The sequence below is a fragment of the Methylophilus sp. QUAN genome (genome assembly GCF_015354445.1).
Lineage (GTDB): Bacteria > Pseudomonadota > Gammaproteobacteria > Burkholderiales > Methylophilaceae > Methylophilus.
Map to the genome: position 1 here is coordinate 41022 of NZ_JADKYT010000003.1, position 24914 is coordinate 65935.

Annotated in this window: 28 protein-coding genes; 10 read left to right on the forward strand and 18 right to left on the reverse strand. The window is 52.3% G+C overall.

Annotated elements, in window-relative coordinates; translation table 11 throughout:
* Nucleotides 1-12: 12 nt before the first annotated feature.
* From nadB to INP79_RS12570, 3 genes are read left to right on the forward strand one after another with little or no spacing between them, the layout of a single operon-like run.
* Nucleotides 13-1623, forward strand: a complete 1611-nt coding sequence (nadB, locus tag INP79_RS12560) for an L-aspartate oxidase (protein ID WP_194754619.1) — start codon at nucleotides 13-15, stop codon at nucleotides 1621-1623.
* A gap of 6 nt (nucleotides 1624-1629) precedes the next feature.
* Nucleotides 1630-2106, forward strand: a complete 477-nt coding sequence (locus tag INP79_RS12565; protein ID WP_194754620.1) for a thermonuclease family protein — start codon at nucleotides 1630-1632, stop codon at nucleotides 2104-2106.
* A 59-nt stretch (nucleotides 2107-2165) separates the two neighbouring features.
* Nucleotides 2166-2645 carry a peptidylprolyl isomerase gene (locus INP79_RS12570; RefSeq protein WP_194741658.1) on the forward strand — a complete coding sequence of 160 codons (480 nt, stop codon included), beginning with the start codon at nucleotides 2166-2168 and terminating at the stop codon, nucleotides 2643-2645.
* A 141-nt stretch (nucleotides 2646-2786) separates the two neighbouring features.
* On the opposite strand, the gene INP79_RS12575 is transcribed toward INP79_RS12570, so the two are convergent.
* The 7 genes from INP79_RS12575 to ybeY all read right to left on the reverse strand — a co-directional run bounded on the left by INP79_RS12575 (nucleotide 2787) and on the right by ybeY (nucleotide 7169).
* Nucleotides 2787-3443, reverse strand: a complete 657-nt coding sequence (locus INP79_RS12575; RefSeq protein ID WP_194754621.1) for an ATP-binding cassette domain-containing protein — start codon at nucleotides 3441-3443, stop codon at nucleotides 2787-2789.
* A complete protein-coding gene (modB, locus tag INP79_RS12580; protein ID WP_194754622.1) occupies nucleotides 3443-4132 on the reverse strand; it encodes a molybdate ABC transporter permease subunit in 690 nt (229 codons plus the stop codon). Before modB ends, INP79_RS12575 begins: the two co-directional genes overlap by 1 nt.
* A gap of 23 nt (nucleotides 4133-4155) precedes the next feature.
* Nucleotides 4156-4911, reverse strand: a complete 756-nt coding sequence (modA, locus tag INP79_RS12585; RefSeq protein ID WP_194754623.1) for a molybdate ABC transporter substrate-binding protein — start codon at nucleotides 4909-4911, stop codon at nucleotides 4156-4158.
* 84 nt (nucleotides 4912-4995) lie between these two features.
* Nucleotides 4996-5343 carry a winged helix-turn-helix domain-containing protein gene (locus INP79_RS12590; protein WP_194754624.1) on the reverse strand — a complete coding sequence of 116 codons (348 nt, stop codon included), beginning with the start codon at nucleotides 5341-5343 and terminating at the stop codon, nucleotides 4996-4998.
* An 8-nt stretch (nucleotides 5344-5351) separates the two neighbouring features.
* Nucleotides 5352-5900, reverse strand: a complete 549-nt coding sequence (gene scpB / locus INP79_RS12595) for an SMC-Scp complex subunit ScpB (RefSeq protein WP_194754625.1) — start codon at nucleotides 5898-5900, stop codon at nucleotides 5352-5354.
* Between the two features lie 11 nt (nucleotides 5901-5911).
* Nucleotides 5912-6697: a ScpA family protein gene (locus tag INP79_RS12600; protein ID WP_194754626.1), complete on the reverse strand. Its 786-nt coding sequence runs from the start codon at nucleotides 6695-6697 to the stop codon at nucleotides 5912-5914.
* 37 nt (nucleotides 6698-6734) lie between these two features.
* The gene (ybeY, locus tag INP79_RS12605) at nucleotides 6735-7169 is read right to left on the reverse strand and encodes an rRNA maturation RNase YbeY (RefSeq protein WP_194754627.1); all 435 of its coding nucleotides are present in this window, start codon (nucleotides 7167-7169) and stop codon (nucleotides 6735-6737) included.
* A gap of 64 nt (nucleotides 7170-7233) precedes the next feature.
* On the opposite strand from ybeY, the gene tpiA reads away from it, so the two are divergent.
* Nucleotides 7234-8016, forward strand: a complete 783-nt coding sequence (gene tpiA / locus INP79_RS12610) for a triose-phosphate isomerase (protein WP_194755048.1) — start codon at nucleotides 7234-7236, stop codon at nucleotides 8014-8016.
* 143 nt (nucleotides 8017-8159) lie between these two features.
* Here tpiA and INP79_RS12615 read toward each other — a convergent pair whose 3' ends face one another.
* The 5 genes from INP79_RS12615 to INP79_RS12635 form a co-directional block, all read right to left on the reverse strand.
* On the reverse strand, nucleotides 8160-8537 hold the full coding sequence (locus tag INP79_RS12615; RefSeq protein WP_194754628.1) for a hypothetical protein: 378 nt from the start codon (nucleotides 8535-8537) through the stop codon (nucleotides 8160-8162).
* Between the two features lie 61 nt (nucleotides 8538-8598).
* Nucleotides 8599-9762 (reverse strand): cupin domain-containing protein, encoded by a 1164-nt coding sequence (locus INP79_RS12620; RefSeq protein WP_194754629.1) that lies wholly within the window; start codon nucleotides 9760-9762, stop codon nucleotides 8599-8601.
* 8 nt (nucleotides 9763-9770) lie between these two features.
* Complete coding sequence (locus INP79_RS12625) at nucleotides 9771-10487, reverse strand: hypothetical protein (RefSeq protein WP_370583269.1); 717 nt, start codon at nucleotides 10485-10487, stop codon at nucleotides 9771-9773.
* A 17-nt stretch (nucleotides 10488-10504) separates the two neighbouring features.
* Nucleotides 10505-11803, reverse strand: a complete 1299-nt coding sequence (gene phoR, locus INP79_RS12630; protein ID WP_194754631.1) for a phosphate regulon sensor histidine kinase PhoR — start codon at nucleotides 11801-11803, stop codon at nucleotides 10505-10507.
* A 97-nt stretch (nucleotides 11804-11900) separates the two neighbouring features.
* On the reverse strand, nucleotides 11901-12992 hold the full coding sequence (locus INP79_RS12635; RefSeq protein WP_194755049.1) for a TIGR03790 family protein: 1092 nt from the start codon (nucleotides 12990-12992) through the stop codon (nucleotides 11901-11903).
* Nucleotides 12993-13099: 107 nt separating this feature from the next.
* Here INP79_RS12635 and INP79_RS12640 point away from each other — a divergent pair, with 107 nt between their 5' ends.
* Nucleotides 13100-13792 carry an SDR family oxidoreductase gene (locus tag INP79_RS12640; RefSeq protein ID WP_194754632.1) on the forward strand — a complete coding sequence of 231 codons (693 nt, stop codon included), beginning with the start codon at nucleotides 13100-13102 and terminating at the stop codon, nucleotides 13790-13792.
* 329 nt (nucleotides 13793-14121) lie between these two features.
* On the opposite strand, the gene INP79_RS12645 is transcribed toward INP79_RS12640, so the two are convergent.
* The 3 genes from INP79_RS12645 to INP79_RS12655 form a co-directional block, all read right to left on the reverse strand.
* A complete protein-coding gene (locus INP79_RS12645; RefSeq protein ID WP_194754633.1) occupies nucleotides 14122-15270 on the reverse strand; it encodes a GNAT family N-acetyltransferase in 1149 nt (382 codons plus the stop codon).
* Nucleotides 15271-15366: 96 nt separating this feature from the next.
* Nucleotides 15367-15945 carry an EF-hand domain-containing protein gene (locus INP79_RS12650; RefSeq protein ID WP_228519973.1) on the reverse strand — a complete coding sequence of 193 codons (579 nt, stop codon included), beginning with the start codon at nucleotides 15943-15945 and terminating at the stop codon, nucleotides 15367-15369.
* A 28-nt stretch (nucleotides 15946-15973) separates the two neighbouring features.
* On the reverse strand, nucleotides 15974-16141 hold the full coding sequence (locus INP79_RS12655; protein ID WP_194754635.1) for a hypothetical protein: 168 nt from the start codon (nucleotides 16139-16141) through the stop codon (nucleotides 15974-15976).
* Between the two features lie 292 nt (nucleotides 16142-16433).
* On the opposite strand from INP79_RS12655, the gene ompR reads away from it, so the two are divergent.
* Together ompR and INP79_RS12665 are read left to right on the forward strand one after the other, a co-directional pair.
* The gene (gene ompR, locus INP79_RS12660; RefSeq protein ID WP_194741642.1) at nucleotides 16434-17159 is read left to right on the forward strand and encodes a two-component system response regulator OmpR; all 726 of its coding nucleotides are present in this window, start codon (nucleotides 16434-16436) and stop codon (nucleotides 17157-17159) included.
* 24 nt (nucleotides 17160-17183) lie between these two features.
* A complete protein-coding gene (locus INP79_RS12665) occupies nucleotides 17184-18497 on the forward strand; it encodes an ATP-binding protein (RefSeq protein ID WP_370583270.1) in 1314 nt (437 codons plus the stop codon).
* Between the two features lies 1 nt (nucleotide 18498).
* On the opposite strand, the gene cysG is transcribed toward INP79_RS12665, so the two are convergent.
* The gene (gene cysG / locus INP79_RS12670) at nucleotides 18499-19890 is read right to left on the reverse strand and encodes a siroheme synthase CysG (RefSeq protein ID WP_194754636.1); all 1392 of its coding nucleotides are present in this window, start codon (nucleotides 19888-19890) and stop codon (nucleotides 18499-18501) included.
* Nucleotides 19891-19999: 109 nt separating this feature from the next.
* Between cysG and miaB the strand changes: the two genes are divergently transcribed.
* Together miaB and INP79_RS12680 are read left to right on the forward strand one after the other, a co-directional pair.
* A complete protein-coding gene (gene miaB, locus INP79_RS12675; RefSeq protein ID WP_194754637.1) occupies nucleotides 20000-21337 on the forward strand; it encodes a tRNA (N6-isopentenyl adenosine(37)-C2)-methylthiotransferase MiaB in 1338 nt (445 codons plus the stop codon).
* 2 nt (nucleotides 21338-21339) lie between these two features.
* Nucleotides 21340-22293, forward strand: coding sequence for a PhoH family protein (locus tag INP79_RS12680; protein WP_194754638.1), 954 nt, complete (start codon nucleotides 21340-21342; stop codon nucleotides 22291-22293).
* A gap of 693 nt (nucleotides 22294-22986) precedes the next feature.
* Here the strand turns inward: INP79_RS12680 and INP79_RS12685 are convergent.
* Together INP79_RS12685 and INP79_RS12690 are read right to left on the reverse strand one after the other, a co-directional pair.
* On the reverse strand, nucleotides 22987-23604 hold the full coding sequence (locus INP79_RS12685; protein ID WP_194754639.1) for a glutathione S-transferase: 618 nt from the start codon (nucleotides 23602-23604) through the stop codon (nucleotides 22987-22989).
* Entirely contained in the window at nucleotides 23604-24620 is a 1017-nt protein-coding gene (locus INP79_RS12690; protein ID WP_194754640.1) for a quinone-dependent dihydroorotate dehydrogenase, read from the reverse strand. The genes INP79_RS12685 and INP79_RS12690 overlap by 1 nt, the downstream gene beginning before the upstream one ends.
* 168 nt (nucleotides 24621-24788) lie before the next feature.
* On the opposite strand from INP79_RS12690, the gene INP79_RS12695 reads away from it, so the two are divergent.
* A complete protein-coding gene (locus tag INP79_RS12695; RefSeq protein ID WP_194741635.1) occupies nucleotides 24789-24914 on the forward strand; it encodes a DUF3149 domain-containing protein in 126 nt (41 codons plus the stop codon).

Consider the following 24914-nt stretch of genomic DNA (forward strand, 5'->3'; position numbering starts at 1 on the left):
TCTCAAAACAATATGAATAAAGTGTTTGATGTCCTGATTATTGGCAGCGGGCTGGCGGGTCAATCGCTGGCGTTACGCTTGGCCGATCAACACCGGGTATGCATCTTAAGCAAGCGCGAACTCACCTTGAGTGCCAGCAACTGGGCACAAGGTGGCATTGCTGCGGTACACAACAGCGAAGACTCCATAGAAGCACACATTAAAGACACCCTGGATGCAGGCGCCGGACTGTGTGACAGCGAAGTGACCCGCATGGTGGTGACCAATGGCCGCGCCAGTATTGAGTGGTTACTAGAGCAAGGCGTAAATTTCACCCGTGAAGCCGACGATGACCGCTTGCACCTGACGCGCGAAGGTGGCCACAGCCACCGACGCGTGGTGCATGTCGCTGACGCGACGGGTCAGGCAGTACAAACCACGCTGACAGATCGCGTGCGCGAACATCCAAACATCACCATCCTTGAACACCATATCGCGGTTGACCTCATCACCACGCACAAACTGTTCAAACAAACCGCCAGCGATGGCCCCAACCGCTGCCTAGGCGCCTACGTGCTCAACAACCAGACCGGCAAAGTGATCACACTGTCTGCACAATATACCGTCACAGCGACAGGCGGCGCGGGCAAAGTTTACTTGTATACCACCAACCCGGACATCAGCACCGGTGACGGCATCGCCATGGCCTGGCGCGCAGGCTGTCGGGTGGCAAATATGGAGTTCGTGCAATTTCACCCGACCTGCCTCTACCACCCGCATGCCAAATCGTTTTTGATCTCAGAAGTATTGCGTGGTGAAGGCGGCTTATTGCTGTTGCCTGATGGCACGCGCTTTATGCCGTGGCATGACGAACGCGCTGAACTGGCGCCACGTGATGTCGTCGCGCGCGCGATTGACTTTGAAATGAAAAAGCGCGGCCTGGATTGCGTTTACCTGGATATCAGCCACAAACCAGCCGAATTTATTCAATCGCATTTCCCCAATATTTATCAACGTTGCCTGCAATTGGGCATTGATATCACCAAGCAACCAATTCCCGTGGTCCCTGCCGCGCACTACACCTGTGGCGGCGTGATGACTGACATGCATGGCCGCACCGACATTGATTGCCTGTATGCAATTGGTGAAACGGCGTGCACCGGCCTGCACGGGGCGAACCGCCTGGCGAGCAACTCATTACTGGAATGCCTGGCCTTTAGTCAAAGCTGCGCACTGGACATAGAAGCGCAAGGCTTGCAGCCAACCATTTCATTGCCTGACTGGGATGAAAGCCGCGTCACCGATGCCGACGAAGAGGTTTTGATTACCCACACCTGGGATGAGCTACGCCGCTTTATGTGGAACTACGTTGGCATTGTGCGCACCACCAAGCGCCTGAGCCGCGCCCTGCATCGCATCCACATGCTCAGGGACGAAGTGGGTGAGTTTTACAGCAATTTTAAAGTCAGCCACGACCTCATCGAACTGCGTAACTTGCTACAAGTGGCCGAGCTGATTGTGCGATGTGCCATTGACCGCCATGAAAGTCGCGGTTTGCATTTCAGCAAAGACTACCCTGACTTGTTGCCAGAGGCGATTCCCAGCGTACTGACGCCAGACAACTACACCAGCTTGCTGGATTAGCGTGCCATGATAAAAACCTGGCTGCCAATTGGCCTGCTGCTGGCAAGCGCTTATGTCCATGCAGCGCCTGCGCTGGTCAACGTCATTGATGGTGACACAGTTATCATTCGTGACAACAGCCTCACCTACCACTTACGCCTGCTGGATATAGACGCCCCCGAGCGGCAACAGGCCTTCGGCATCCAGTCCAGGCGTAGCCTGAAACAACTCTGCGAACACGCAAACATCGCCGTCCACCTGCAAGGCCGTGATATGTATGGCAGGACACTGGGGCATTTGCATTGCAACAACACTGACGCCAGCCAAGCACAAATTGCGCTAGGCATGGCCTGGTTTAACGCACGTTATTCAAAACGTTTTGAGCTGGATGCGCTACAACACCAGGCGCAGCAACAGGGCCTAGGCCTATGGCAAGATGCCCAGCCCATGCCGCCCTGGCAATGGCGAAAACTTTATGGTCAATATTATCGTCGGCAAGAATGACACATGCCGACAATATCCTTTAGAATACTGTTTTACCAAAGAACTTTAGGACTTTAGACATGCAAGTAGCGATGAACACCGTGGTCACCATGACCTATAAACTGCAAAATAGCGATGGCGACACCTTGGAAGAAAGCAAGGATCCGGTTGCCTATCTGCATGGCGGTTATGACAATATTTTCCCGAAAGTGGAAGAAGCCATGCACGGCAAAAACGTGGGTGACGTGGTGGAAGTGAGCCTGGATCCGGAAGATGCTTTTGGTGAATACGACGATGCCTTGGTGCAAATCGAACCAGCCAGCGCATTCCCAAGCAAAGACCTGAAAGTGGGTATGCAGTTTGAAGGTGAAGACGAGACTGGCGACGTGATTTTGTACACCATCACTGACATTGCAGATGGCAAAGTCGTGGTTGACGGCAACCATCCATGGGCTGGTCAACGCCTGCTGTTTACTGCAACTATCGCCAGCGTACGCTCAGCGAACCAGGAAGAAATTTCTCACCAGCACGTGCATGGTGCCGGTGGTCATCACCACTAACTTTTCGCGTTAGTTATAAACACAGCATTACTGAGCGAGCGGGATGAAGTACCAGGCGCACGGCACGCAGAAACCGGAATGTACTCGAAGTACATGAGGATTTCGAGTACCGTGCAACGCCGTGATTCGCCCGCGCAGCCACTAATCAACAACCTGGCGCAAGACTCCTTGCGCCAGCGTTAACACCTCATCGGCGACCTCCGCCACTTCATCCCCCACATGGCTGACGTACAGCGTTGGCAAACCAAACGTTGCAATCACCTGCTTGATATAAGGTAAGACTTGTTGTTTGAGCTGATCATCCAGGCCACTCAATGGCTCGTCCATCAACAGTACCGACGGCTGGCGCAACAAAGCACGCCCGATGGCCACCCGCTGTTTTTCACCGCCAGACAACTGGCTGGGCTTGCGTTTAAGCAAGGGCTGGATAGCGAGTACATCCACCACCTCGGGTAACACGATCCGGGCCATGCCTGCGGGCATGCCATAGCGTAAATTCTGCTCTACGCTCATATGCGGAAACAAGCGGCCATCCTGGAACACCAAGCCCACCGGGCGTTGCCATGGCGGTAATTGAATCGCCTGTTTATGATCGAACCAGAGATGATCACCACTGCGGATCACGCCGGAAGACGGCATCAACAACCCAGCAATACTATGCAGTAAAGTGGTTTTTCCTGAACCTGATGCGCCCATGATTCCCAGGCATTGACCTGGCGCCAGCGCGAAGCTTGCCTGCAGGTTAAATGCAGTGCTTGCCGCATAAGGCTGCTGTATCTGGATATCCACCGTAAACATCAGCGCTGACTCCTGAGTAGACGGCGCTCCAGCCACTGGCTTGCCAGCAAAGCGAATACAGAGACCAGCACACTCAATATCACCAGTCGCAGGGCGGCAGCATCCCCTTCGGGTGACTGGGTAAGGCTATAAATCGCCAATGGCAAGGTACGGGTTTCACCTTCGAGGTTACCCGCAAAGGTAATCGTGGCACCAAATTCACCCAGACTACGGCTAAATGCCAGAATACCGCCAGTGAGTACACCGTGATAAGAAAGCGGCAGGGTAATTGAAAAAAATGTCTTGATGGGTGTGGCACCCAACGTCTGCGCGGCCTGCTCCAATAAAGGATTTACCTGCATCAGCGCCTGGCGAATAGCACGCACCATCAGCGGAAATGCCATCACGGCAGAGGCAATTACCGCCCCCCACCAGTGGAAGGTCAGCTGTATGTGAAACTGCTCATACAGCCAGCTGCCAATCCAGCCGCGCCGTCCCAGCAATACCAGTAACATATAGCCCAGCACCACCGGCGGCAAGACCATGGGAAGATGCACCAGCGCATCCACAACAGCATGTCCCCAGAACTGCTTTCTGGCCAGCAGCCAGGCCATGGCGATGGCTGGCAACAACAACACCAGCACACAGCAGGCAGCCACTTTCAGTGACAACAGCACGATGTCGATTTCAACAGGAGACAACGACCACATAACAGTCACAAACAGCTTGCAGATTAATCGTTGAACAAGGGTTTAAAACCGTAAGAGAGTAACAGTTTTTTAGCTTCGGCAGATTGCAGGTAGTGGTAAAAAGCATTGGTTTCTGCTGTCGCCTGTGGCAACAATGCCATCGGGTAAATAATCGGCACATGACTGCTTTCAGCAAACTCCCCAGCCACTTTAACCTTGCTGGACGATTGCGCATCGCTGGCATAGACAATGCCCACATCGCATTCATCACGCTCAACCAGGCTCAGGGTTGCTCGCACGTCCTGTGTGCTCACCAGGCGGGTTTTCAGCTTGTCCCACCAGCCCAGAGCGGTCAGTGACTGTTTGGCATAAATTCCCACCGGCACCGACAAGGTATCACCCGTGCACCAATAGCCCGGAGCTTGCTGGTTCACATCTACATTGGCATCAGCCTTGATCGTTAACGGTTTGTTTTGCGGCGTAATCATCACCAGGCGGTTACCCAGCCATGGTTTGATCGTTGAGATCTGCACCAATTGCTTATCCTTCAGGTATTGCATCCACTTTTCGTCTGCGGAAATAAACAGGTCACCTGGTGCGCCCTGCTCCAGCTGTTTGGCCAACGTGCCCGAGCCTCCATAGACAGGCACGACCTGCACACCGGTTTGCTGGCCATATTGCTTGACCAGCACGTTCATCACATCGGTCAAACTTGCCGCAGCAAATACCTTGATTTTCTTGTCTTCCGCCTGCGCCAATACGCTGATCAGGCACAACCCCAGCCACACCCACTTTTTCATTACGATCACCCAGTTATCAATTCATCATACATATGCGATGCTACCATCGTTATACCCACATATGCATTACGATAATTAAAAAAATCAGTCTTTCTTCAAATGCTGTGTAATTAAATGCAATTCGTCCGCAGCCGCTTGCGCTGACTTTTGCAGAATCTGCTGATAAGCCCCTATCAGTGCCTGGCCAAACTCGGTCACTTGCGCGCCACCGCCATGAGAACCACCCGCTGAACTCACCACCACCGCCTGGTCAAAACAGCGGTTCATCATGTCTACCAACTCCCAGGCACGGCGATAAGACATGCGCATCTGTTTGGCGGCCGCGGAGATTGAACCATGCTGCGCAATATGTTGCAAAAGCTCGATCTTGCCCGGCCCGAGCGCAGTGTTGCCTTCGTGGTTGATTCTGATTTTAAGTAGCGACGCTTGCATAATCTATCTTACTCCAGCGGGATTTCTGTTTGCGCAAACGCTTCAAAAGGCGGCAATTCCGCCAGCGAACGCAAGTTCAAGTCATCCAAAAAATGTTTGGTGGTTGCATACAACGAAGGCCTGCCCGGCACTTCACGTTGCCCGACCACATCTATCCAGTCACGTTCCTGCAGTTGGCGGATCACATTGGGATTCACGGCCACGCCACGAATCTGCTCAATATCACCGCGTGTGACGGGTTGCCTGTAGGCAATAATCGCCAGCGTTTCCATCACCGCCCGCGAATATTTTGGCTGACGCTCAGGGTTCAAGCGCGACAAATATTCGCCGTACTCCGCTTTGGCCTGAAAGCGGTAACCACTGGCCACCTGCACCAGATCCAGCGTTTTCTCTACCCAGTCCGCTTTCAGTTCATCCAGCAACATGCGCAAGGTCGCACGCTCCATGCGACCAGCAAATAACTTGAGCAAGTCGTCTAGCGCCAATGGTTGCGGCGATGTCAGCAATGCAGCCTCCAGAATACGCTTCATCTCTTCTATGCTGTCAGGTTCACGCATGCAATCGCCTTCTAGCCTGTACTATTGGCTTGCACATAAATAGTGCCAAACGCTTCTTGCTGCGTGATACGCACCAGGCCCTCTTTGGCCAGCTCCAGCATGGCCAGGAAATTGACCACCAACTTAGGTACACCCTCGGTTTCAAGGTCGAATAACTCATCAAACCGCAGCACCTGCACGCTACTTAACCTGCGCAATAGCAAGCTCATATGCTCACGCACAGAAAGCTCGGCACGCCCCAGCTTGTGGTGCTGATTCAACTTGGCGCGTTTGAGCACATTGCGCCAGGCTTCCACCAGATCGTCCAGGCTCACTTCCGGCGGCTTCACCAGGCTGATCTGCTGGTAATACGCTGCCGCCACATCAATCTCTTCACCCACTTTGGGCATCGCATCCAGCCGCTGTGCCGCCAGTTTGATCGCCTCGTACTCCATCAAGCGCCTGACCAGTTCCGCGCGCGGGTCCTCTTCCTCTTCCACCTCAGCCGGTTTGGGTAACAACATGCGCGACTTGATCTCAATCAGCATGGCAGACATCAATAAATATTCTGCTGCCAGCTCGAGGTTGACCGCTTTCATCTTATCCACATACGCCATGTACTGCACCGTCAGGTCAGCCATGGGAATATCCAGGATATCCAGATTGTGCTTGCGGATCAGGTATAGCAACAAATCCAGCGGGCCTTCAAAGGTCTCCAGGTAGACTTCCAGCGCGTCCGGTGGAATATACAAATCCTGCGGCAGCGCCGACAGCGGCTCGCCTTTAATTTTGACAGGACTGTGAGTGGTAAACTCCATGCAAGGATTGTAACGATTTGCCGCTTGGGGTTAAAGGTTATTCTGCATAAGGATTCACAAAGCCCAGCTTTTGCATGACGGCGACTTCCATCGCTTCCATCAAATCGGCCTGCGCATCCACCTCATGGTCATAACCGTGCAGATGCAGTACGCCATGCACGGTCATGTGGGCATAATGGGCAAGCAGCGGCTTGCCCTGCTCCATTGCCTCTCTGGCAACGACGGGCGCGCAAATCACAATATCGCCCATCAGCATAGGCTCTTCAGTAAGCGGGAAAGTCAGCACATTAGTGGCATAATCCCGACCGCGGTATGCGGCGTTTAACTGCCGCCCTTCTGCCTCATCCACGATCCGGATAGTCAGACTGGTATCCACCCGCAGTGCGGTACGCACCCAGCGCTTAAATTGCGCAGCCGCAGGAATATCCGCTGCGTCCGAGGCCAGTTGTAAGGAAAAATCTAATGCGGGCATAAGGTCAAGTTTTCTGTAGAATATCCGTCATTATAGAAAGAAAACCCGCAAAGGAAACGGTGTGATGACAAATCGCCCCAAGCTGGTGGTTGCCAACCGCAAAATGCACGGCAACTTGCCAGACAACCAGCAATTCATGCAAAGCCTGTTGCAACAGACACGGCATCACCGCGCCCGTTATGCGGTATGCCCGCCACACCCTTATTTGTACCAAGCCCAGCAAGTGCTGCAAAACAGCCATATTAGCTGGGGCGGACAAAACATGAGCCGCTATGAAAAAGGGGCTTACACAGGCTCAGTATCACCGCTCATGCTGAAGGAGTTTGGCTGCACCTATGTGATTATTGGCCATTCTGAGCGTAGGCAGCGCGGTCATGATAGCGATGAAACCTGTGGTGAGCGCTTTGAGGCTGCCTTAAAAGCCGGGCTAACGCCTATTTTGTGCATAGGTGAAACACTGGATGAATACGAACAGGGCGAAACTGACCTGGTAGTGGTACGGCAACTAAACCCGGTGATTGCCCATGTGGGTATCCATGCCTTATCAAAAGGGGTGATTGCCTATGAACCGGTATGGGCCATCGGTACTGGCAAGGCCGCCACACCGCAACATGCACAGGCTATTCTGTCTTTTATTCGCGGCCATATTGAATTGCTGGATGCACAGGCAGCGGAAGAGATTTCCTTGTTATATGGCGGCAGCATGAACCCTGGTAATGCTGCGCAATTACTCAGCATGCCAGATGTCGATGGCGGATTGATTGGCGGAGCGGCATTGGTCGCAGAAGACTTTATCCGTATTTGCCAGATTGCAAATGAGTTAACCCCACTCAAAAGCGCTGCCTGACAGGCCACCATTTTTAGCTGTGATTGCAGCACAAATAAAAAAGCCGACTTTCGTCGGCTTTTCTACATCTAAGCAAGCTTGGATTTTAAGTGAATCTTTTAAGTAAACCAGATCTAATTAAAACCAGATTACTCAAGTCTGAATTACTTAGCTTCTTCAGCTGGAGCAGCTTCAGCAGGTGCAGCTTCAGCAGGTGCAGCTTCAGCAGGAGCAGCTTCAGCAGGAGCGGCTTCAGCAGCAGGTGCCTCAGCTGGAGCTTCAGCAGCTGGAGCTTCAGCAGCAGGTGCCTCAGCAGCAGGCGCTTCTTCAGCTGGTTTTTCACCACAAGCAGTCAAAGCCAAAGCCAACAATGCAGCCAACAATGCAGAACGTGTCATCTTTATTTCCTTAGTATGTATGAGCAAAAAATTATGTACGGTCAATCCCCTAAACGCAGAACCAGCCGAGTGAAAAAATTGTATCAGTAATTTATTAAAAAAAGAACGTAAATCCAGTGAAAAACAAAGGATTTTTTTGTGCAAGAACAACATCCCTGTGTTTTTTTCACAAAAATCCAGCCTAAATCATTTGTTACCAATGCAATTAAGCCGCATTTTCTGCCAAATGTACATAACCTGACAGGTACATGTCATGCAGCCACGGCAACAGGCAAGTAACCGCCGGGGCCTGGCACAAAGTGACGGCCAACTGACGCTGATTGGCCAATACATTGAGCAAGGACGCGCCCTCGACAGGCGCAGCAACCGCCTCACCATTGATAAAATATTGCCCTTGCCAATGCAGCATCTGCGTTTGCAAGTCCATCACTACCCCATGCTGTGCCACTCGCTGCGTAAACTTGTCCAGGCTAAGTTTACGATTAGGCGAAAAAACCACATATGCCTTGGGCTCAGAAAAATACTTGGCCAAAAAAGGCCCTAATTGTTCAGTTTGCCACGGTAAACGGCGCAACATGGCGGCCACATTGCCAACCATGTCAGCATCTACCGCGGCGGCATCTGCCACTGGCTGCAATTGAGGGTCACGATATAACTCGTCCGGCAGGCTATCCTGGCGGCATGCCTCGAGAAACTCTACCGCCAGTTCCCGGGCAGCTGGCGCGCGGAAGCCTATCGAATACGTCATGCAATCATCATCTTCGGCGATCCCCCAGTGCGCTACATTGGGCGGCAGGTAAAGCATGTCACCGGGCTCCAGCACCCACTCCTGCTCACTCACAAAATGCGACAGGATGCGTAAGGGTGCATCAGGAATCAAGCGTAAGTCGGTTTGCTGGCTGATGCGCCAGCGACGCTTGCCCGCGCCTTGCAGCAAGAACACATCATAACTATCAATATGCGGCCCGACGCCACCGCCGGTAGGCGCGTAACTAACCATGACGTCATCCAGCCTGGCCGTCGGGATAAAGTTAAACTGGGACAGCAAGGCTTGTGCTTCCGGCAGGAGATGGTTCATGCCCTGCACCAGCAGCGTCCAATGCTGCGCTGGCAATGCCGTAAAATCATCGTCTTCAAACGGTCCTTGTCTGACTTTCCAGCCATCCCCGTGCTGTGCCCGATCAGGATCAAACTGTATCAACCTGGCAGGCACGTCGCTATCGCAGGCAATCCCGGCTAATTCTGCAGGATCAAGCAGGCCCTGGAAGCCCGGCATTGCGCCACGAATCAACAATGGTTTTTTTTGCCAGTATTCCGCCATAAACTCGGCGGGGGTTAAGCCATTAAGTAAGGTCAGTGCTTGTTGCATGATTCAATTTATCTAAAAGGGAGAAAAGGCGCCGTGGTAATACTTTGCGTCAGGCGCGAAATAAAGCGTTGCGATTTTTCAGCCAGGGTCAGCGCCAGTAAATCGGTGCGGGCAATCAACTTGCTAAACTCGCGCTCAAAACTGAGATTTTGCACCTCACCGGGCTGGCTGTTGGTGAGCAGCAATAAGTCGCCTTGCGCATTTCTGGCATTGGTCAGCTTCCATACTGCAATTTCAATATTCCTGGCCGCATTATACAAACTTTGCGGCTCTATGCTGTCGGTGAGGAAAAAAGCTGATTTATTACCATGGGCGCGGAACAGCATGGACTGGATGCCAACCACCAGCGCCAACACGCGGTCTCCACTATATTGCGCATTGAGTGCGAGTTTAATCGCCGCGGTGTCTTGCGCGCCACTCAGCGCATCAAACCGCCAGTGATGCACACCTGTTTGCTCAAACACATAGCTGGCAATTTGCTCTGGCGACCCCAGCCCTGATTTTTGTGCTTCGGCCGGGTTGCGCTTGTACATTTTGAGCATGAGCAAGCGCAAGGTGCTGACATTTTCACTATATTCAATATCGGCCAGGCGATCGAGGTCAGTCTTGGCCAGTTGATGCAAGGTATTGCGGTCTTGCCGCACAGGCACCGGCCGCCCGTTAGGCGAATCCACATAGCCGCCATCCGGCGTCGTGCTGCATCCGGCCAGCAGTAAAATGATCACCCACCAGCCGGGACACCTCATGCAGGCAATACCCGCTGGGCTGGAAACACAATCTGGAAGCGACTACCTTGCCCTGGCTCACTTTCAACCTGCAAGCTGGCCTGATGATGATGCAAAATATGCTTGACGATGGACAAACCCAAGCCGGTGCCGCCGGTGTCACGGCTGCGGCCGCTGTCGACACGGTAAAAGCGTTCAGTTAACCGCGGCAAATGATGTGACTCGATACCAATGCCGGTATCTTGCACGCTGAATACAGCATCTTCACCGCGCATTTGCCAGTAAATATCAATACGGCCTTGCGCCGGTGTGTAGCGTACCGCGTTGCTGGTCAGGTTACTCAGGGCACTCAATAGTTCATTGTAGCTGCCACGAATATTGACCCCGGTTTCCATATGCAGCGTCACTGTATGCTGGCCCTGGCTCAGCGCCTGCGCATCTTTCTGCAACTGCTGCAGCATGGCAGGCATGGCAATATCGGTTTCATCTTTAAGCGTGACGTTATTTTCCAGGCGCGACAAGGTCAACAAGTCTTCAATAATGCGGCGCATACGTGTCGTTTGTGACTGCATCATGTCGAAATAAGGCTGGATATCCGGTGAGACCTCACCTTGCATGTCGCTAATGGTTTCGAGGAAGCCGCCAATGACCGTCAGCGGCGTGCGCAACTCATGCGACACATTGGCTATAAAATCGCGGCGCATGACTTCGGTTTTTTCAATGGCCGACACATCGCGGCAGATCAGCAAACGCTGTTTGCTGGCAAACGGAATAATCTGTAACTCCAGCGTCACGTCCGGGCTACGCCAGGACTTGAGTTTCAGCGGCTCGCTGTAATCCTCTGCCTGCAAATAGGTGACAAACTCGGCTTGCCGCAGCAAGTAATAAATCGGCTGATTTTCATCATGATGCCGCTTTAAGCCTAAGCGTTGAATCGCGGGTTCGTTAAACCATTCAATTTCGTTACGGTTGTTGAGCACCACCACGCCATCCGGCAATGCACTGGTGGCATGACGCAGCCGTTCCAGCGTGCTGCTCAGTTGGCTTTGGCTGCGCGAATGACGGCGCATTTCATGATAGAGATTGGCAAAGATGTCTTCCCAGATGCCTTTGCCGTTCGGCATAAAATTAAGGCTGGGTTTAAGTGCCCACTGATACAGGCGGTGTATCCAGTAAATATGCGCAGCCAGATAGGCCAATGCACCGACTGTAAATAATAGCCATGCTGTTTCCGCACCGCAGAACCAGCCAACCATCAGGCAGCAAAATGCCCAAAACAGCAGGCTCCAGAACGCTTTCCAACGAATATCTTGCACAAGCCATTCTCAACACATCAATGTCGGCGATTATACGACACATCTGCGCGCAGGCAATGACAGGATGATGACAGCAGCCCAGAGGCCCGCAAACCAGTTACTCAGCCATGACCGGAGCACTTCTGGCATAGGGCTTGGCCAGCGGCTCGCCGACAAATACACCTTGCATCGGCCATTTGACGCTCTTCCAATAGGCCTCAATCAAGGTTTCACCTGACAGGTAATGCGCAATCACAATTTGCGGATTGGGAAATTTTTGCCAGTAATTACAGGGCTCGGAAACCGTGCCATAACTGCCGGTGACGCCAGCATCCAGCCAGCGTGACGCTGGCATCTGGCCGTTATAACTCGCCAACACGCCACCCGCAGAAGTCAGGTGATCGGCAATCGCGCCCGGCAAGTAGGTATTGGTCAGCATGAAATCCACCTGCTTCTGCCCGGTAAAATAAAACATCACCGAGCCCTGGTTTTCAATCGACTCCTGGGGCAAGGTATGCAGGGTGAGTTTCTTGGATTTAATGGTCATGCCATCTTGCGGGAAAAATGGCTCACGCGGTTTGGAGCGCGCAACATCGCGCGTTTTGAGGAAGTAACCATCGGCGTCATTTAAGCTAAACTCACTCAGCACACCACGGTCAATCAAGGCCTTGGCGGCCTCTACGCTGCTAATCGGCAGCAACATGGACAAGCGGATATGATGATCTGCCCATGGCCGCAATGACAGGCTATTAAAGTAAGGGCTATCACGGCCGGGGTCACAGGTTTTGCGGCACTGATTTAAATCCAGCCCCAAGGTCAGCGCACTGGTGATGCTGTTGCACTGCACGGCAAACGGCGTGCGCCACACCAGCAACAATACTTGCTGATTGCCCAGCTTGGCATCTAGCTGCGCTTTTAACGACTCAAACTCCGGCACGGTCAACGCATCCTTGGCATGCCTGGGCAGCTCCACGCCAATCAGGTTTTCTGCAGGCACTTGCCTCGCTTGTAAATAATACCGGGCAATTTCTTCACTCTGCGCATCATTGACGTTGTAAACCACTGCGACATCTTCTGGCTTTAATAAAGAAGGCCTGAGCGGAATTCTTTTACTGACATCAACAGCGCCCGCCATCGCCTGTGTGACCAGCAACATGCAACACAACCCAATCCAGACTCGCACCTGACTCAAACGATGACTAACACCCATCCACTCAACACTCCGTTGCAATTGCAAAAATACCACCCTGGCAAACAAACCAGCGTAAAATTCAATCATATCCCAGATTCAATGGATTCAAGAAAACGAGGCAAATAATGACGACACAAACGATTTTAATCACAGGTGCCAACCGTGGCATTGGGCTAGAATACGTCAAACAATATGCTGAAAGCGGTCAACAGGTATATGCCACCGTGCGCGACCCGGCCAAGGCGACCGCGTTGCAGCAATTGGCGGCCAAACACACGAACATCCAGGTATTGGCGCTGGACGTAAGCGATGTGAGTGCCATTCGTGATCTGGCTGGGCAATTATCGGCAGTCACCATCGATATTTTAATCAGTAACGCTGGCACCTACCCTGATAGTGCCTTCGGTAAAACCGACCCACAAGCCTGGCTGCACGCGTTCCAGGTCAATACGCTGACCACTTACTATCTTGCAGAAGCCTTTTTACCGCAACTACGCCGCGCCAACCAGGCGAAACTGATCGCCATGACCAGCAAAATGGGCAGCATAGAAGACAATGGCAGCGGAGGGGAATATATTTACCGTAGCAGCAAAACTGCTTTGAATATGGTGGTGAAAAGCCTGGCGCTAGACCTGCGCGAATTCAATATTCAGGTAGCAGCTTTGCACCCGGGCTGGGTGCGTACGGATATGGGTGGGCCGAATGGATTGATTGATGCGGAAACCAGTGTGCGTGGGTTACGGCAGGTGATTGAAGGCTTAAACAGTGCGCAATCGGGTGAGTTTATTGCTTATGATGGGAAAAGGATTCCTTGGTGATTGGTGGTGAGTGGCAACTCGTAGGATTGCCTTTCGCCTGTAGGCGAGTTACTTTTCTTTGCTTGCACAAAGAATAAGTAACCAAAAGAAATGCACCCCAGCTTCCGCTTGTTCCCTGCGTTGCTCGTCAAAATAAGCGGTCACGAAACTCAACCTAGTAGCTCACACACAACGTGAGCTACTGCGGGATTCGGACAGTCGCTCCCTTTCTCCTTATTTTGCCTGCGCTACTCGGCGCGGCAGATGGGGCCCGAAAGAGGCACCGTTAGAGCGCTTAAGTGGCATCTGGATACTTAATCTTATCGGCGTTCATCTGTGTTTATCGGCGGTCAACTAGCCTTGTAAGGACTACGCTCTTCAAGCTCATCGACATAGTCCTGCATGGTGCTGGCTTCGCGAACCAAAAAGCGTGCCACGCTCTGGTGAAAATCGGGGTGACTTAGCCAGTGATAGGAGCAGGTCGTATACGGGGTGAAACCGCGTGCCAGTTTGTGTACGCCTTGCGCACCACCTTCAAAATAGCGGATGCCGTGGCTGATGCAGAACTGTTGCGGCTGGTAGTAACACAACTCGAAATGCAGGCACGAAATATCACGCAGGCTGCCCCAGTAACGGCCATACAAGGTGTCTTCACCCCAAATACAGACACTAGCAGCGACATCTTCACCCTCTTGCGCGGCAATAAACAGCCTGAACTGTTCAGGCATGTCACGGCTGATTTGCTCAAAAAATGCCAATGATAAATAAGGGCTGCTGCCATGCCGGTGATAGGTATTGCAATAACATTGATAAAACAACGCTAGTTCTGCCGGGCTGACGTCATGCCCGCTCAGTACGCGGCAATGCACTCCTTGCTGGGCGACCTTGTTGCGCTCCTGACGTATTTTTTTACGCTTGTCGCGGCTAAGCACGGCTAAAAACGCCTCCCAATCGGCGTAACCAGGATTCTCCCAGCGAAACTGCACGCCATGCCGACGCAAGCCATCTGCTTCGGCGCATGCACGCGCCGAAGTGGCATCCGGGAACAACACATGCAGCCCGGACCAGGCCTGCGCCTGACAGACGTCACGCATTTGCGACAACATCGCCGTTGCCAAAACCTGCGGCTCAGCGCAATCAGGGTGAATTAACAGCCGGGGCCCTGTGACCGGCGAAAAAGGAATCGCTGAAATCAGTTTGGGGTAGTACTGGCCGCCCGCCTGTTCATAAGCATCGGCCCACGACCAGTCAAACACATATTCGCCATAGGAGTGGGTTTTAATATAACAAGGCGCTACAGCAAGCAGTTGCTCGCCATTAAACACTGCTAAATGATAGGGAATCCAGCCCGTTTGATGATCCACGGCTGCCGACAACTCGAATGCCCGCAAAAACCGGTAATCCAGCATAGGGTGAGATCCAGCCAATGCCTGCCAGGCCACGGCGGGGATATCCTTTAAGCCGCGATACCAGACAAACGATAATTGGCTGATATCCATATGGCGTTAAGCACCGATGAGACGCAGATGAGAAAAAAGACACGCCGGGGCTGAGGTTGGCATGTAGATAGACATAGAACAGCGGCTTAGCTATTGTTAGCTAGGGCGTTTGCGTATGACCGAAACGTCTTTGCCGGTGGAGTTCACCGTACTGTTGGCAGGAATCACTGCAGAAGGGGATTTAGATTTATTTTTGGATTTATCCGTGTCTGAATCCGACACAATAGCTTGCTGTGCCTGAGTTTTCGCCTCAGCTTCGCGTTGCCGCTCCACCATCTGCGCATAAGCATTCTCCAGCTCATCCAGGGTGATGACACCATTGCCATCAAGATCAACATAAGAGAAATGTCGCGCGACCTGCGGCAAACAGAGGGTGGCTTCTTCGCGATCCAGCGAGTCATCGTTGTCGCGGTTACACTCATTAAATCGCTGGGAAATACTGTCGTGCATCACCTTGCGCTTTTGCAGCATGAGTTGGTGATCAGGGTCGGTGTTACGGGCATAATCAGACAGTGCCTTGCGTAAACGCGCACGGTCTTCAGGACTGAAATTATGTTCCAGGGTTTTGGAGAGGCCCGCATCATCATTATCGATCATGCGATTATCCGTCAGCCGAATAGGTAACTTAAGGTCGGCAGACACAGGCGATGCCAGCAACATGGTCGTTGTTAGCAAAAAAACCTCTTTCAAATGTTTGTTCGCTTTACACATCCACATCCAAACGTAATACCTTCATTCTTGTTTCACTAATTCTTGCTTCACTTAAAGCTTTTTGAAACACAAGCTTTTGAAAAACACTCTTTTTCAAGTAGAACCAAGCACGATTAACATGACAGATATTGCCTGACTTTAAAATCAGGCTGCCTAACATAACGCAACTCTGGTCGCGGCATCAACTGATTTAACAAAAAATAGCGATTCTTTCATCGCCATGACTGTCAATTTCAGGCAGTCATCTTGCAACAGGATTGTAAATGCAATATTTCATCCCCCGCGCTATTTGTAACCAAGTTGTAACTACCCCACTTCATGCAAGATACGGCTTGGAGTATAATGATGAAGATAAGTTTTATGGCTGAGCCGTTTTAGCATTTGATGTCAGGTCATCCTGATCACGGCCAGACGCGTTAACAAAACGCACGCTTCTGTGTAAAAAGGTACGTATGGCAGAACAGTTAAAAAAAATATTGATGGTTGATGATGATTTGCGTATGCGCGAACTTTTACAGCGCTACCTGACTGAACAGGGATTCAATATCAAATCCGTGTCCGATGGCAAAGAGCTGGATAAAGCCATGTCTGCCGAAAGCTTTGACCTGCTGATTCTAGACCTGATGTTGCCTGGCGAAGATGGCCTGGCCATTTGCCGCCGCCTGCGCGGCGCCAACCACATGACGCCGATTATCATGCTGACCGCACGTGGCGATGAAGTGGACCGCATTGTTGGCCTGGAAATGGGGGCTGACGACTACCTGCCCAAACCATTTAATCCACGCGAATTACTGGCCAGGATCAATGCCGTATTGCGTCGCCATGAAATCACCCCTAAACAGGCGGTTGAAGAAAAAAGTGCTGCGTTTCAGTTTGGTGAATTTGTGTTTGACATCAACACACGTAGCCTGACCAAAAACGGCGCGCCGATCACCATTACCAGTGGCGAATTCACGTTATTAAAAGTATTTACCGAGCATCCGCGCCAGCCACTGTCGCGTGACCGTCTGATGCAACTGGCACGCGGCCGCGAACTGGATGTATTCGACCGCAGTATTGATGTGCAAGTATCGCGCTTGCGCCGCATTATCGAGCCAGATCCGGCACATCCACGCTACCTGCAAACCATGTGGGGCTTTGGTTATGTGTTTATTCCAGATGGCGAAGCGCCGCAATAAGCGACCTGCCTAAGCCTCATTCACGTGCGCTTACTGCCTCGCCGACTATTGTCCCGCATCATGTTACTGATTGCCATTTTGTTGGCCGTCAGTATCTATGCCTCGCTCAAAATCTTTGATTATTTTGACCGCGAACCACGCGCAACAGCGGCCGCCTTACAGGCAGTCACCATCGTCAACTACACCCGCGCCTCGCTGATTGCCTCGCATGAAAATCGCCGCCTGGCCTTACTATCAGAACTGTCCGGACGCGAAGGCGTACGCGTCTATGCGGCCGACTTCCTCGAAGACATTGAGCCGCTGCCGCTAGACCCGTTTATCAACCTGGTCGCACAAAAAATCCGCGAACGCCTGGGTGAAGAAACCATTATCACCGTCAATCATTACGACATTCCCGGCCTCTGGATCAGCTTTAATGTTGGCCAGGATGACTTTTGGGTGGTGATTCCCAAAATCCAGGTTGACCGCCCTTTCCCTTGGCACTGGCTGGGCTGGGCCGCCGTGGTAGGCTTGCTGTCACTGGTCGGCGCCTACCTGCTGACTGCGCGTATTAACCGTCCACTGACCATGCTGGTGCATGCAGCCGAGCGTTTGCGCAATGGCGAACCAGCGCCCAAACTGCCGGAAGACAGCGTGGAAGAGTTGCGTGAAGTGACGCATACTTTTAACGAAATGGCCGAATCACTGGCGCGACTGGATGCAGAGCGCACCTTATTATTGGCGGGGGTGTCGCATGATATCCGTACGCCTTTGGCACGCTTGCGGCTGGCGGTAGAAATGTTGCCGCCTGATGCTGACTATATGAAACACGGCATGATTGAAGATATTTCCGACATGGACAATATCATTCACCAGTTCCTGGATTTTGTGCGAGGCGTGGAAGGTGAACCCACCCGCATGATGGACATCAACGACTTGTTACATGCGCTGGCTGAGCGTCAACGCCGCGCAGGACGTGAGTTAAAAGTATCCCTGGGGCCTAAATATTTTATTCCTATCCGGCCGCTGGCCATGCAGCGCCTGCTCGACAACCTGGTCGGCAACGCCTACAACTATGGTAAAGGCAAGGTGGAAGTGCGCAGCCAGGTCATGGCAGACAAGATCGTGATCAGCGTACTCGACAACGGCCCCGGCATTCCACCAGAACATGCAGAACGTTTGCTGCGCCCGTTTGAACGCATGGATAGCGCGCGCAACAAATATGAAGGTGGCAGCGGCTTGGGGCTCGCCATTTGCAACCGCATTGCTACCCTGCATGGCGGCCAGCTGGCGCTACTTAACCGTAGCGAAGGCGGCCTGGAAGCCAGATTATCACTCCCTATCCTACCTAACGCCTGATTTATTCGCCGTCTGGCGTAAACCAGTTCAGGCGTGAGCGTAGCTGCACGACTTCACCAATAATGGTCAGACTGGGTGGCTTCAACCCGGCCGCGGCCACATCGGCTGCCAGGTTTTTCAAGGTAGACTCCACCACACGTTGCTTTTGCGTGGTGCCCTGTTGAATCACCGCTGCAGGCATCTCAGGTGACACGCCTTGCGCTATCAATTTGGCACAAATTTGCTCCAGCCCCACCAGGCCCATGTAAATCACGACTGTTTGCCTCGGGCGCGCCATGGCCTGCCAATCCAGGTCTATGGTGCCGTCTTTGAGATGGCCAGTAATAAACAAACAGGCTTGCGCATAATCGCGGTGCGTCAGCGGGATGCCCGCATAGCTTGAAACTCCGTTTGCCGCCGTGATGCCAGGCACCACCTGGAAGGGGACGCCATGCTGCATCAGGGTTTCAATCTCTTCGCCGCCGCGACCAAAAATAAACGGGTCGCCGCCCTTGAGGCGCAACACACGCTTGCCTTCTAGCGCCAGCCTGGCCAGCAATTGGTTAATTTCCTCTTGCGGCAAGGTATGCTGGTCGCGTGATTTACCCACATAAATCAGCTCCGCATCACGGCGCACCAACTCCATCACCTCTTTACTGACCAGCTTGTCATAGACACAGACATCACATTGCTGCATCAGGCGTAACGCGCGGAACGTCAGCAAGTCAGGATCTCCTGGGCCGCCGCCCACCAGATACACTTCGCCGCGTGTGGGCGCATCTTCGCTTTGGCTTAATAACTCACAGAGCAACTCACGCGCTGCCTGCTCCTGGCCAGACAACACACGCTCAACCAAGGGACCGTTGAGCACATCCTCCCAAAAACGGCGGCGCGCAGGCATATTGCTGAATTTGGCTTTCACCTGCTCGCGAAACTCACCCGCAATCGCCGCAATCCGTCCATAGGCCGCAGGCAACATGGTTTCAATCTTGCTGCGGATATGCCGCGCCAATACCGGCGCATTCCCTTCACTAGAAACAGCAATCACCACCGGGCTGCGGTCTATGATAGAACCCATGGTAAACGTGCATAATGCCGGTGCATCGACCACATTGACCGGGATATTCAAGCGTTTGGCGGCAACAGACACCGCTTCATTGACGGATTCATCATCAGTCGCCGCAATCACCAAACAGGCACTAGTCAGTTGCTCAGGCTGAAACTCAGTCTCCACATAATCAATCTCGCCCTGCTCAAACAACACGCGCAATTCATCACACAAAACAGGTGAAATCACCGTGACCTGACCTTGCGCTTTGCGCAGCATCAGCACCTTGCGTGTCGCCACATCACCGCCGCCAATGACGATACACAGGCGTTGCGCAATATTGAAAAAAATCGGTAAGGCTTGCATGAAACAACGCTCAAATGAAAGATGTCTATTTTACCGCAGTCGCCAAGCGCGCTGGGGTTTCATCTACAAATACGCTAAAATACTGTTTTTGTGAGAAATTTAGCGTGCAATGAAGCAGGACAGCGGTAAAAAAATATTCATCAAGTCGTTTGGTTGCCAGATGAACGAATACGATGCCTCACGCATGGTGGACTTGATGCGTGAGCACGACGGCATGACCCAGACCGACAACATGGAAGAAGCCGATGTCATCCTGCTCAACACCTGCTCGGTACGCGAAAAAGCCGAAGAAAAAGTATTCAGCCACCTCGGCCGCATGATTCCGCTTAAGGAAAAAAACCCCAACCTGGTGATTGGTGTCGGCGGCTGCGTCGCCAGCCAGGAAGGCGACGCCATTATCAAACGCGCGCCTTATGTGGACGTGGTATTCGGCCCACAAACCCTGCACCGCCTGCCAGACCTGATTAAAGCCAAACAGACCGAAAACAAGCCGCAAGTCGACATCACCTTCCCCGAGATTGAAAAATTTGACCACTTGCCGCCACCACGCATCGAAGGCGCGACTGCATTCTTGAGCATTATGGAAGGCTGCAGCAAGTATTGCAGCTTTTGTGTGGTGCCTTACACCCGCGGCGAGGAGTTCTCGCGCCCGTTTGAAGACATCCTGACCGAAGCCATCCAACTGGCCGAACAAGGCGTCAAGGAAATCACACTGCTGGGACAAAACGTCAACGCTTACCGCGTACAGTATCAAGGCATAGAGGCCGACCTCGCCATGCTGATTGAAACCGTGGCTGAGATTCCGCAAATCGAGCGCATCCGCTATACCACCAGCCACCCCAACGAGATGAACGAACGCCTGATTGCCTGCCATGCCAATGTGCCCAAACTGGCTAATCAATTACATTTACCAGTACAAGCTGGTAGCGACCGCATTTTGATGGCGATGAAACGCAACTACACGGCGCTGCAATACAAAGGCCTGATCCGCAAGCTCAAAGCGGCCAACCCGCAACTGACGATTACCAGCGACATCATCGTCGGCTTCCCTGGCGAAACAGAAAAAGACTTCCAGGCGACGCTCAAGCTGATGCGCGATGTGGGCTTTGATTATAGCTTTAGCTTTTTGTATAGCCCGCGCCCGGGTACGCCAGCCAGTTACCTGCCTGACGAAACGCCGCAAGCCGACAAAGCCGCCTGGCTCAAGCAACTGCAAACCGAAAACGAAACCAACGGTGACGCCATCAGCCGTGCCATGTTAGGCACGGTGCAACGCGTGCTCATTGATGGCCCGTCATGGAAAGATCCTAACCTGCTGGCAGGTAAAACTGACAATGGCCGTGTTGTAGATATCGCCGCCGATGCGCGCTTTATCCACCAGATGGTGCAAGTCAAAATCACCGACGTCTACAACCCCAAACGCCTAGTTGGCGAAATTGTGAATTAAGCATGGAAATTACGTTAAGCCCTGAAGACAACCTGATGCTGGCCAACTTATGTGGCCCGCTGGACGAGAACATCCGCCAGTTAGCGAACGGCCTGGACATTGACATCAACCGTCGTGGCAGCACGTTTTACCTGAGCGGCACACAAACCAATATGCGCTTGGCCGCGCAAATGCTGGAAAACTTTTACGCACGCTCCAAAAAACCGATAGACCTGGAAGACATTCAACTGGGCCTGGTAGAAATCGACAAACTCAAACCAGAAGAAGTCAGCTCCAGTGCCATGCCCACGCTGATGACCCGCCGTGGCGACCTGCATGGCCGCACCCCGCGCCAGGTCAGCTATTTGCAACAGATACAGGATCACGACATCACGTTTGGCATTGGTCCTGCCGGTACCGGTAAAACCTACCTGGCCGTCGCTAGCGCGGTGGATGCTATGACACGTGACCGTGTAAAACGTATCGTGTTGGTTCGTCCTGCCGTAGAAGCGGGCGAACGCCTGGGCTTTCTGCCAGGTGACTTGAACCAGAAAGTCGACCCTTACCTGCGTCCACTATACGATGCGCTGTATGACTTGGCCGGTTATGACACCGTGAACAAGATGTTTGAACGTGGCGCCATTGAAGTCGCCCCGCTTGCCTATATGCGTGGCCGTACGCTCAACCAAAGCTTTATTATTCTGGATGAAGCGCAGAACACCACTCCAGAGCAAATGAAGATGTTCCTCACCCGTATTGGCTTTGGTACCAAAGCCGTCATTACAGGTGACGTCACGCAGATTGACTTGCAGCGTCATCAGAAAAGCGGCTTGGTAGAAGCGCAGAAGATTCTCAAGGATGTGAAGGGCATTGCCTTTACTCAGTTTATGTCGCAAGACGTAGTGAGGCATCCGCTAGTGCAGAAGATCATTAATGCTTACGAGAAGTTTGAACAGAGTACACAGAAAACTGACTAAACACTTCTGATATTTAAGTGTTGTGCATTTTAGCATCAGATTGTTTCGCCTCTCGGCGAGTCACTTTCTGGTGCTTGTCCCCCAGAAAGTAACCAAAGAGGACGACACCCAGCCATCACGGCCTAAAGGCTCCCTTGCGTTGCTCAAATTAGGGCTTTCGTCCGTTGCTTTGCCGGACTTAGGCATAAGCCGGTCACGAAACTCAACCTGGCAGCTCACACCCCCCCGTGAACCGCTGCGGGATTCGGACAGTCGCTCCCTCTACTCTTATTTTGTCTCCGCTACTCAGCGTGATGAATGGGATTTATCTCGCCAAACTCACATTGGCGAAGTTTGGACGGTTCAAAAACCAGATTCGTTTATTAAAACCACCAACCATTGCGCTCACTTGGTGTTCTGGGTCCCCATCTGCCGCGCCGAGCAACGCAGGGTTGGCGGGAGTTTTCGGCCATCGGCTGTCCGAGTTCCGCAACAAGCCACGTTCTGTGTGGCTTGTCAGGGCGAGTTTCGATGGACGCCCGCCAAGCCGAGTAGCGCAAGGAAAAAGCGGAAGCTGGGGTGCACTTTCTTTTGGTTACTTGTTCTTTGTGCAAGCAAAGAAAAGTAACTCGCCGAAAAAGGCGAAAAACGATGTCACCCAAGCCCACTCAGCAGAATGACTTTCTTAAGCAATGTCCACTCAGCCGATACTGACTATGTCGACTCAATATATGTTGGAAACTTCCGCATAATCTGCACAAACAACGCACTTTCCAGCCAACCGTTTAACCAAGCACGCAATTGCGGATAAGCACTACCAGCAAACCACTCAGCATCCACCGCCGCAAACTGGCGGATAAACGGAAAAATCGCCACATCCGCTACACTGGCAGAATCACTCAACAAAAAACGATGTTGCTGCAAGACTGTTTCCAGCGCTTGCAAGAACTGCTCGCCTTGCTGGCGGTAAAACAATTGCTGTTGTTCCGGATAACGCTCTGGATATTTATAGCGGTCGAGGGCTTTTTTAAAATCACCATCATTGATACTAATGAAGTGATTAACGGCTTCACGGTCAGCATGTAACCAGCCTTGCGGATCATGCTGCGCTAATGCCCACTGCATAATATCCAGACTTTGCTCTAGCACCGTGTCATCTGGCAGTTGCAAGACTGGCACCGTGCCTTTGGGGGAGATTTGCAATAAATGTGCAGGCTTGTCGCGCAATGACACTTCACGCACTTCAAACTGAACTTGCGCTGCCCATAGGGCCATACGGGCACGCATGGCATATGGGCAACGGCGGTAGGAGTAAAGAATAGGCAATGCCATTAGAGCAGTGCTTTGCGGCAATCCTTGATGAGTTGTGGCCCTTTATAAATCAGGCCACTGTAGAGCTGCACCAGGCTGGCACCTGCGGCTATTTTTTCTTTGGCATCGTCGCCATTTAAAATGCCACCTACACCAATAATAGGCAAACTGCCTTGCAGTGACGCCGCCAGGGTTTGAATCACGCGTGTAGAGCCTGCTTTCACTGGCGCGCCAGATAAGCCACCCGTCTCTTCTGCATTTTTTAAACCTGCCACAGCATCACGTGCCAGCGTGGTGTTGGTGGCGATAACGCCATCCAGGCGGTGTTGCATGAGTAGCTCAGCAATTTCCTGTACTTGCTCTGTGGTCAAATCTGGTGCAATTTTGAGGGCGACAGGTACATATTTGCCATGCACTTGCGACAGGATTTTTTGTTCGGATTTAAGCGTAGCCAGCAATTGGCCTAGCGCATCTTTTTCTTGCAAGGCGCGCAGGTTTTTGGTGTTGGGTGAAGAGATATTCACGGTGATATAGCTGGCATGGCTATACACTTTGCGCATGCAGGTCAGGTAATCCTCAGCCGCCCTGTCGTTAGGCGTGTCAAAGTTCTTACCAATATTGATACCAAGGATGCCTTTAAACTTGCTGGCTTTTACGTTCTGGATGAGCTGATCCACACCCAGGTTATTAAAGCCAAAGCGGTTAATAATGGCCTGAGCCTCAGGCAAACGGAACAAGCGCGGCTTGGGGTTGCCGGGTTGCGCGCGCGGCGTGACCGTGCCGACCTCAATAAACCCGAAGCCTAGCGCTGCCATACCATCAATCACGGCGGCATTTTTGTCCAGGCCTGCGGCCAGGCCTACCGGGTTAGGAAAAGTCAGTCCCATCACTTGAGTAGGCTGATCGGGTAAACGGCCTGCAGCCAGTGTTAACAACCCGAGTTTTTCAGCGCGCTTGAGCGATTGCAAGGTAAGGTCATGTGCCTGTTCTGCATCCAGTTGAAATAGCAGCGGTTTAAGCAGCGGGTAAATATTCATACGTCACTTTTCCTGAATCTTTTTTTAATGCGTGGCAATGGTCGCTTATTTCAGCGCTTGTTGCCTGCATCACTTTTGCGTTACATCAAAAACCATGTTGATCATAGGGTTCAAAATATTCCTCAGATGCATTGCTTGCCAGATAACTAGCTTACAGGAGGAAACCCCATGAAAATTTTGATTGATTTGTTATCTACTGACTATGGTTTGATGAGTTTTATCGTGATTGCCATTATCTTTGTGGTCATGACCTGGGCAGGCATTTATGTCTACCTCAAGGCACGCCAGCAATAA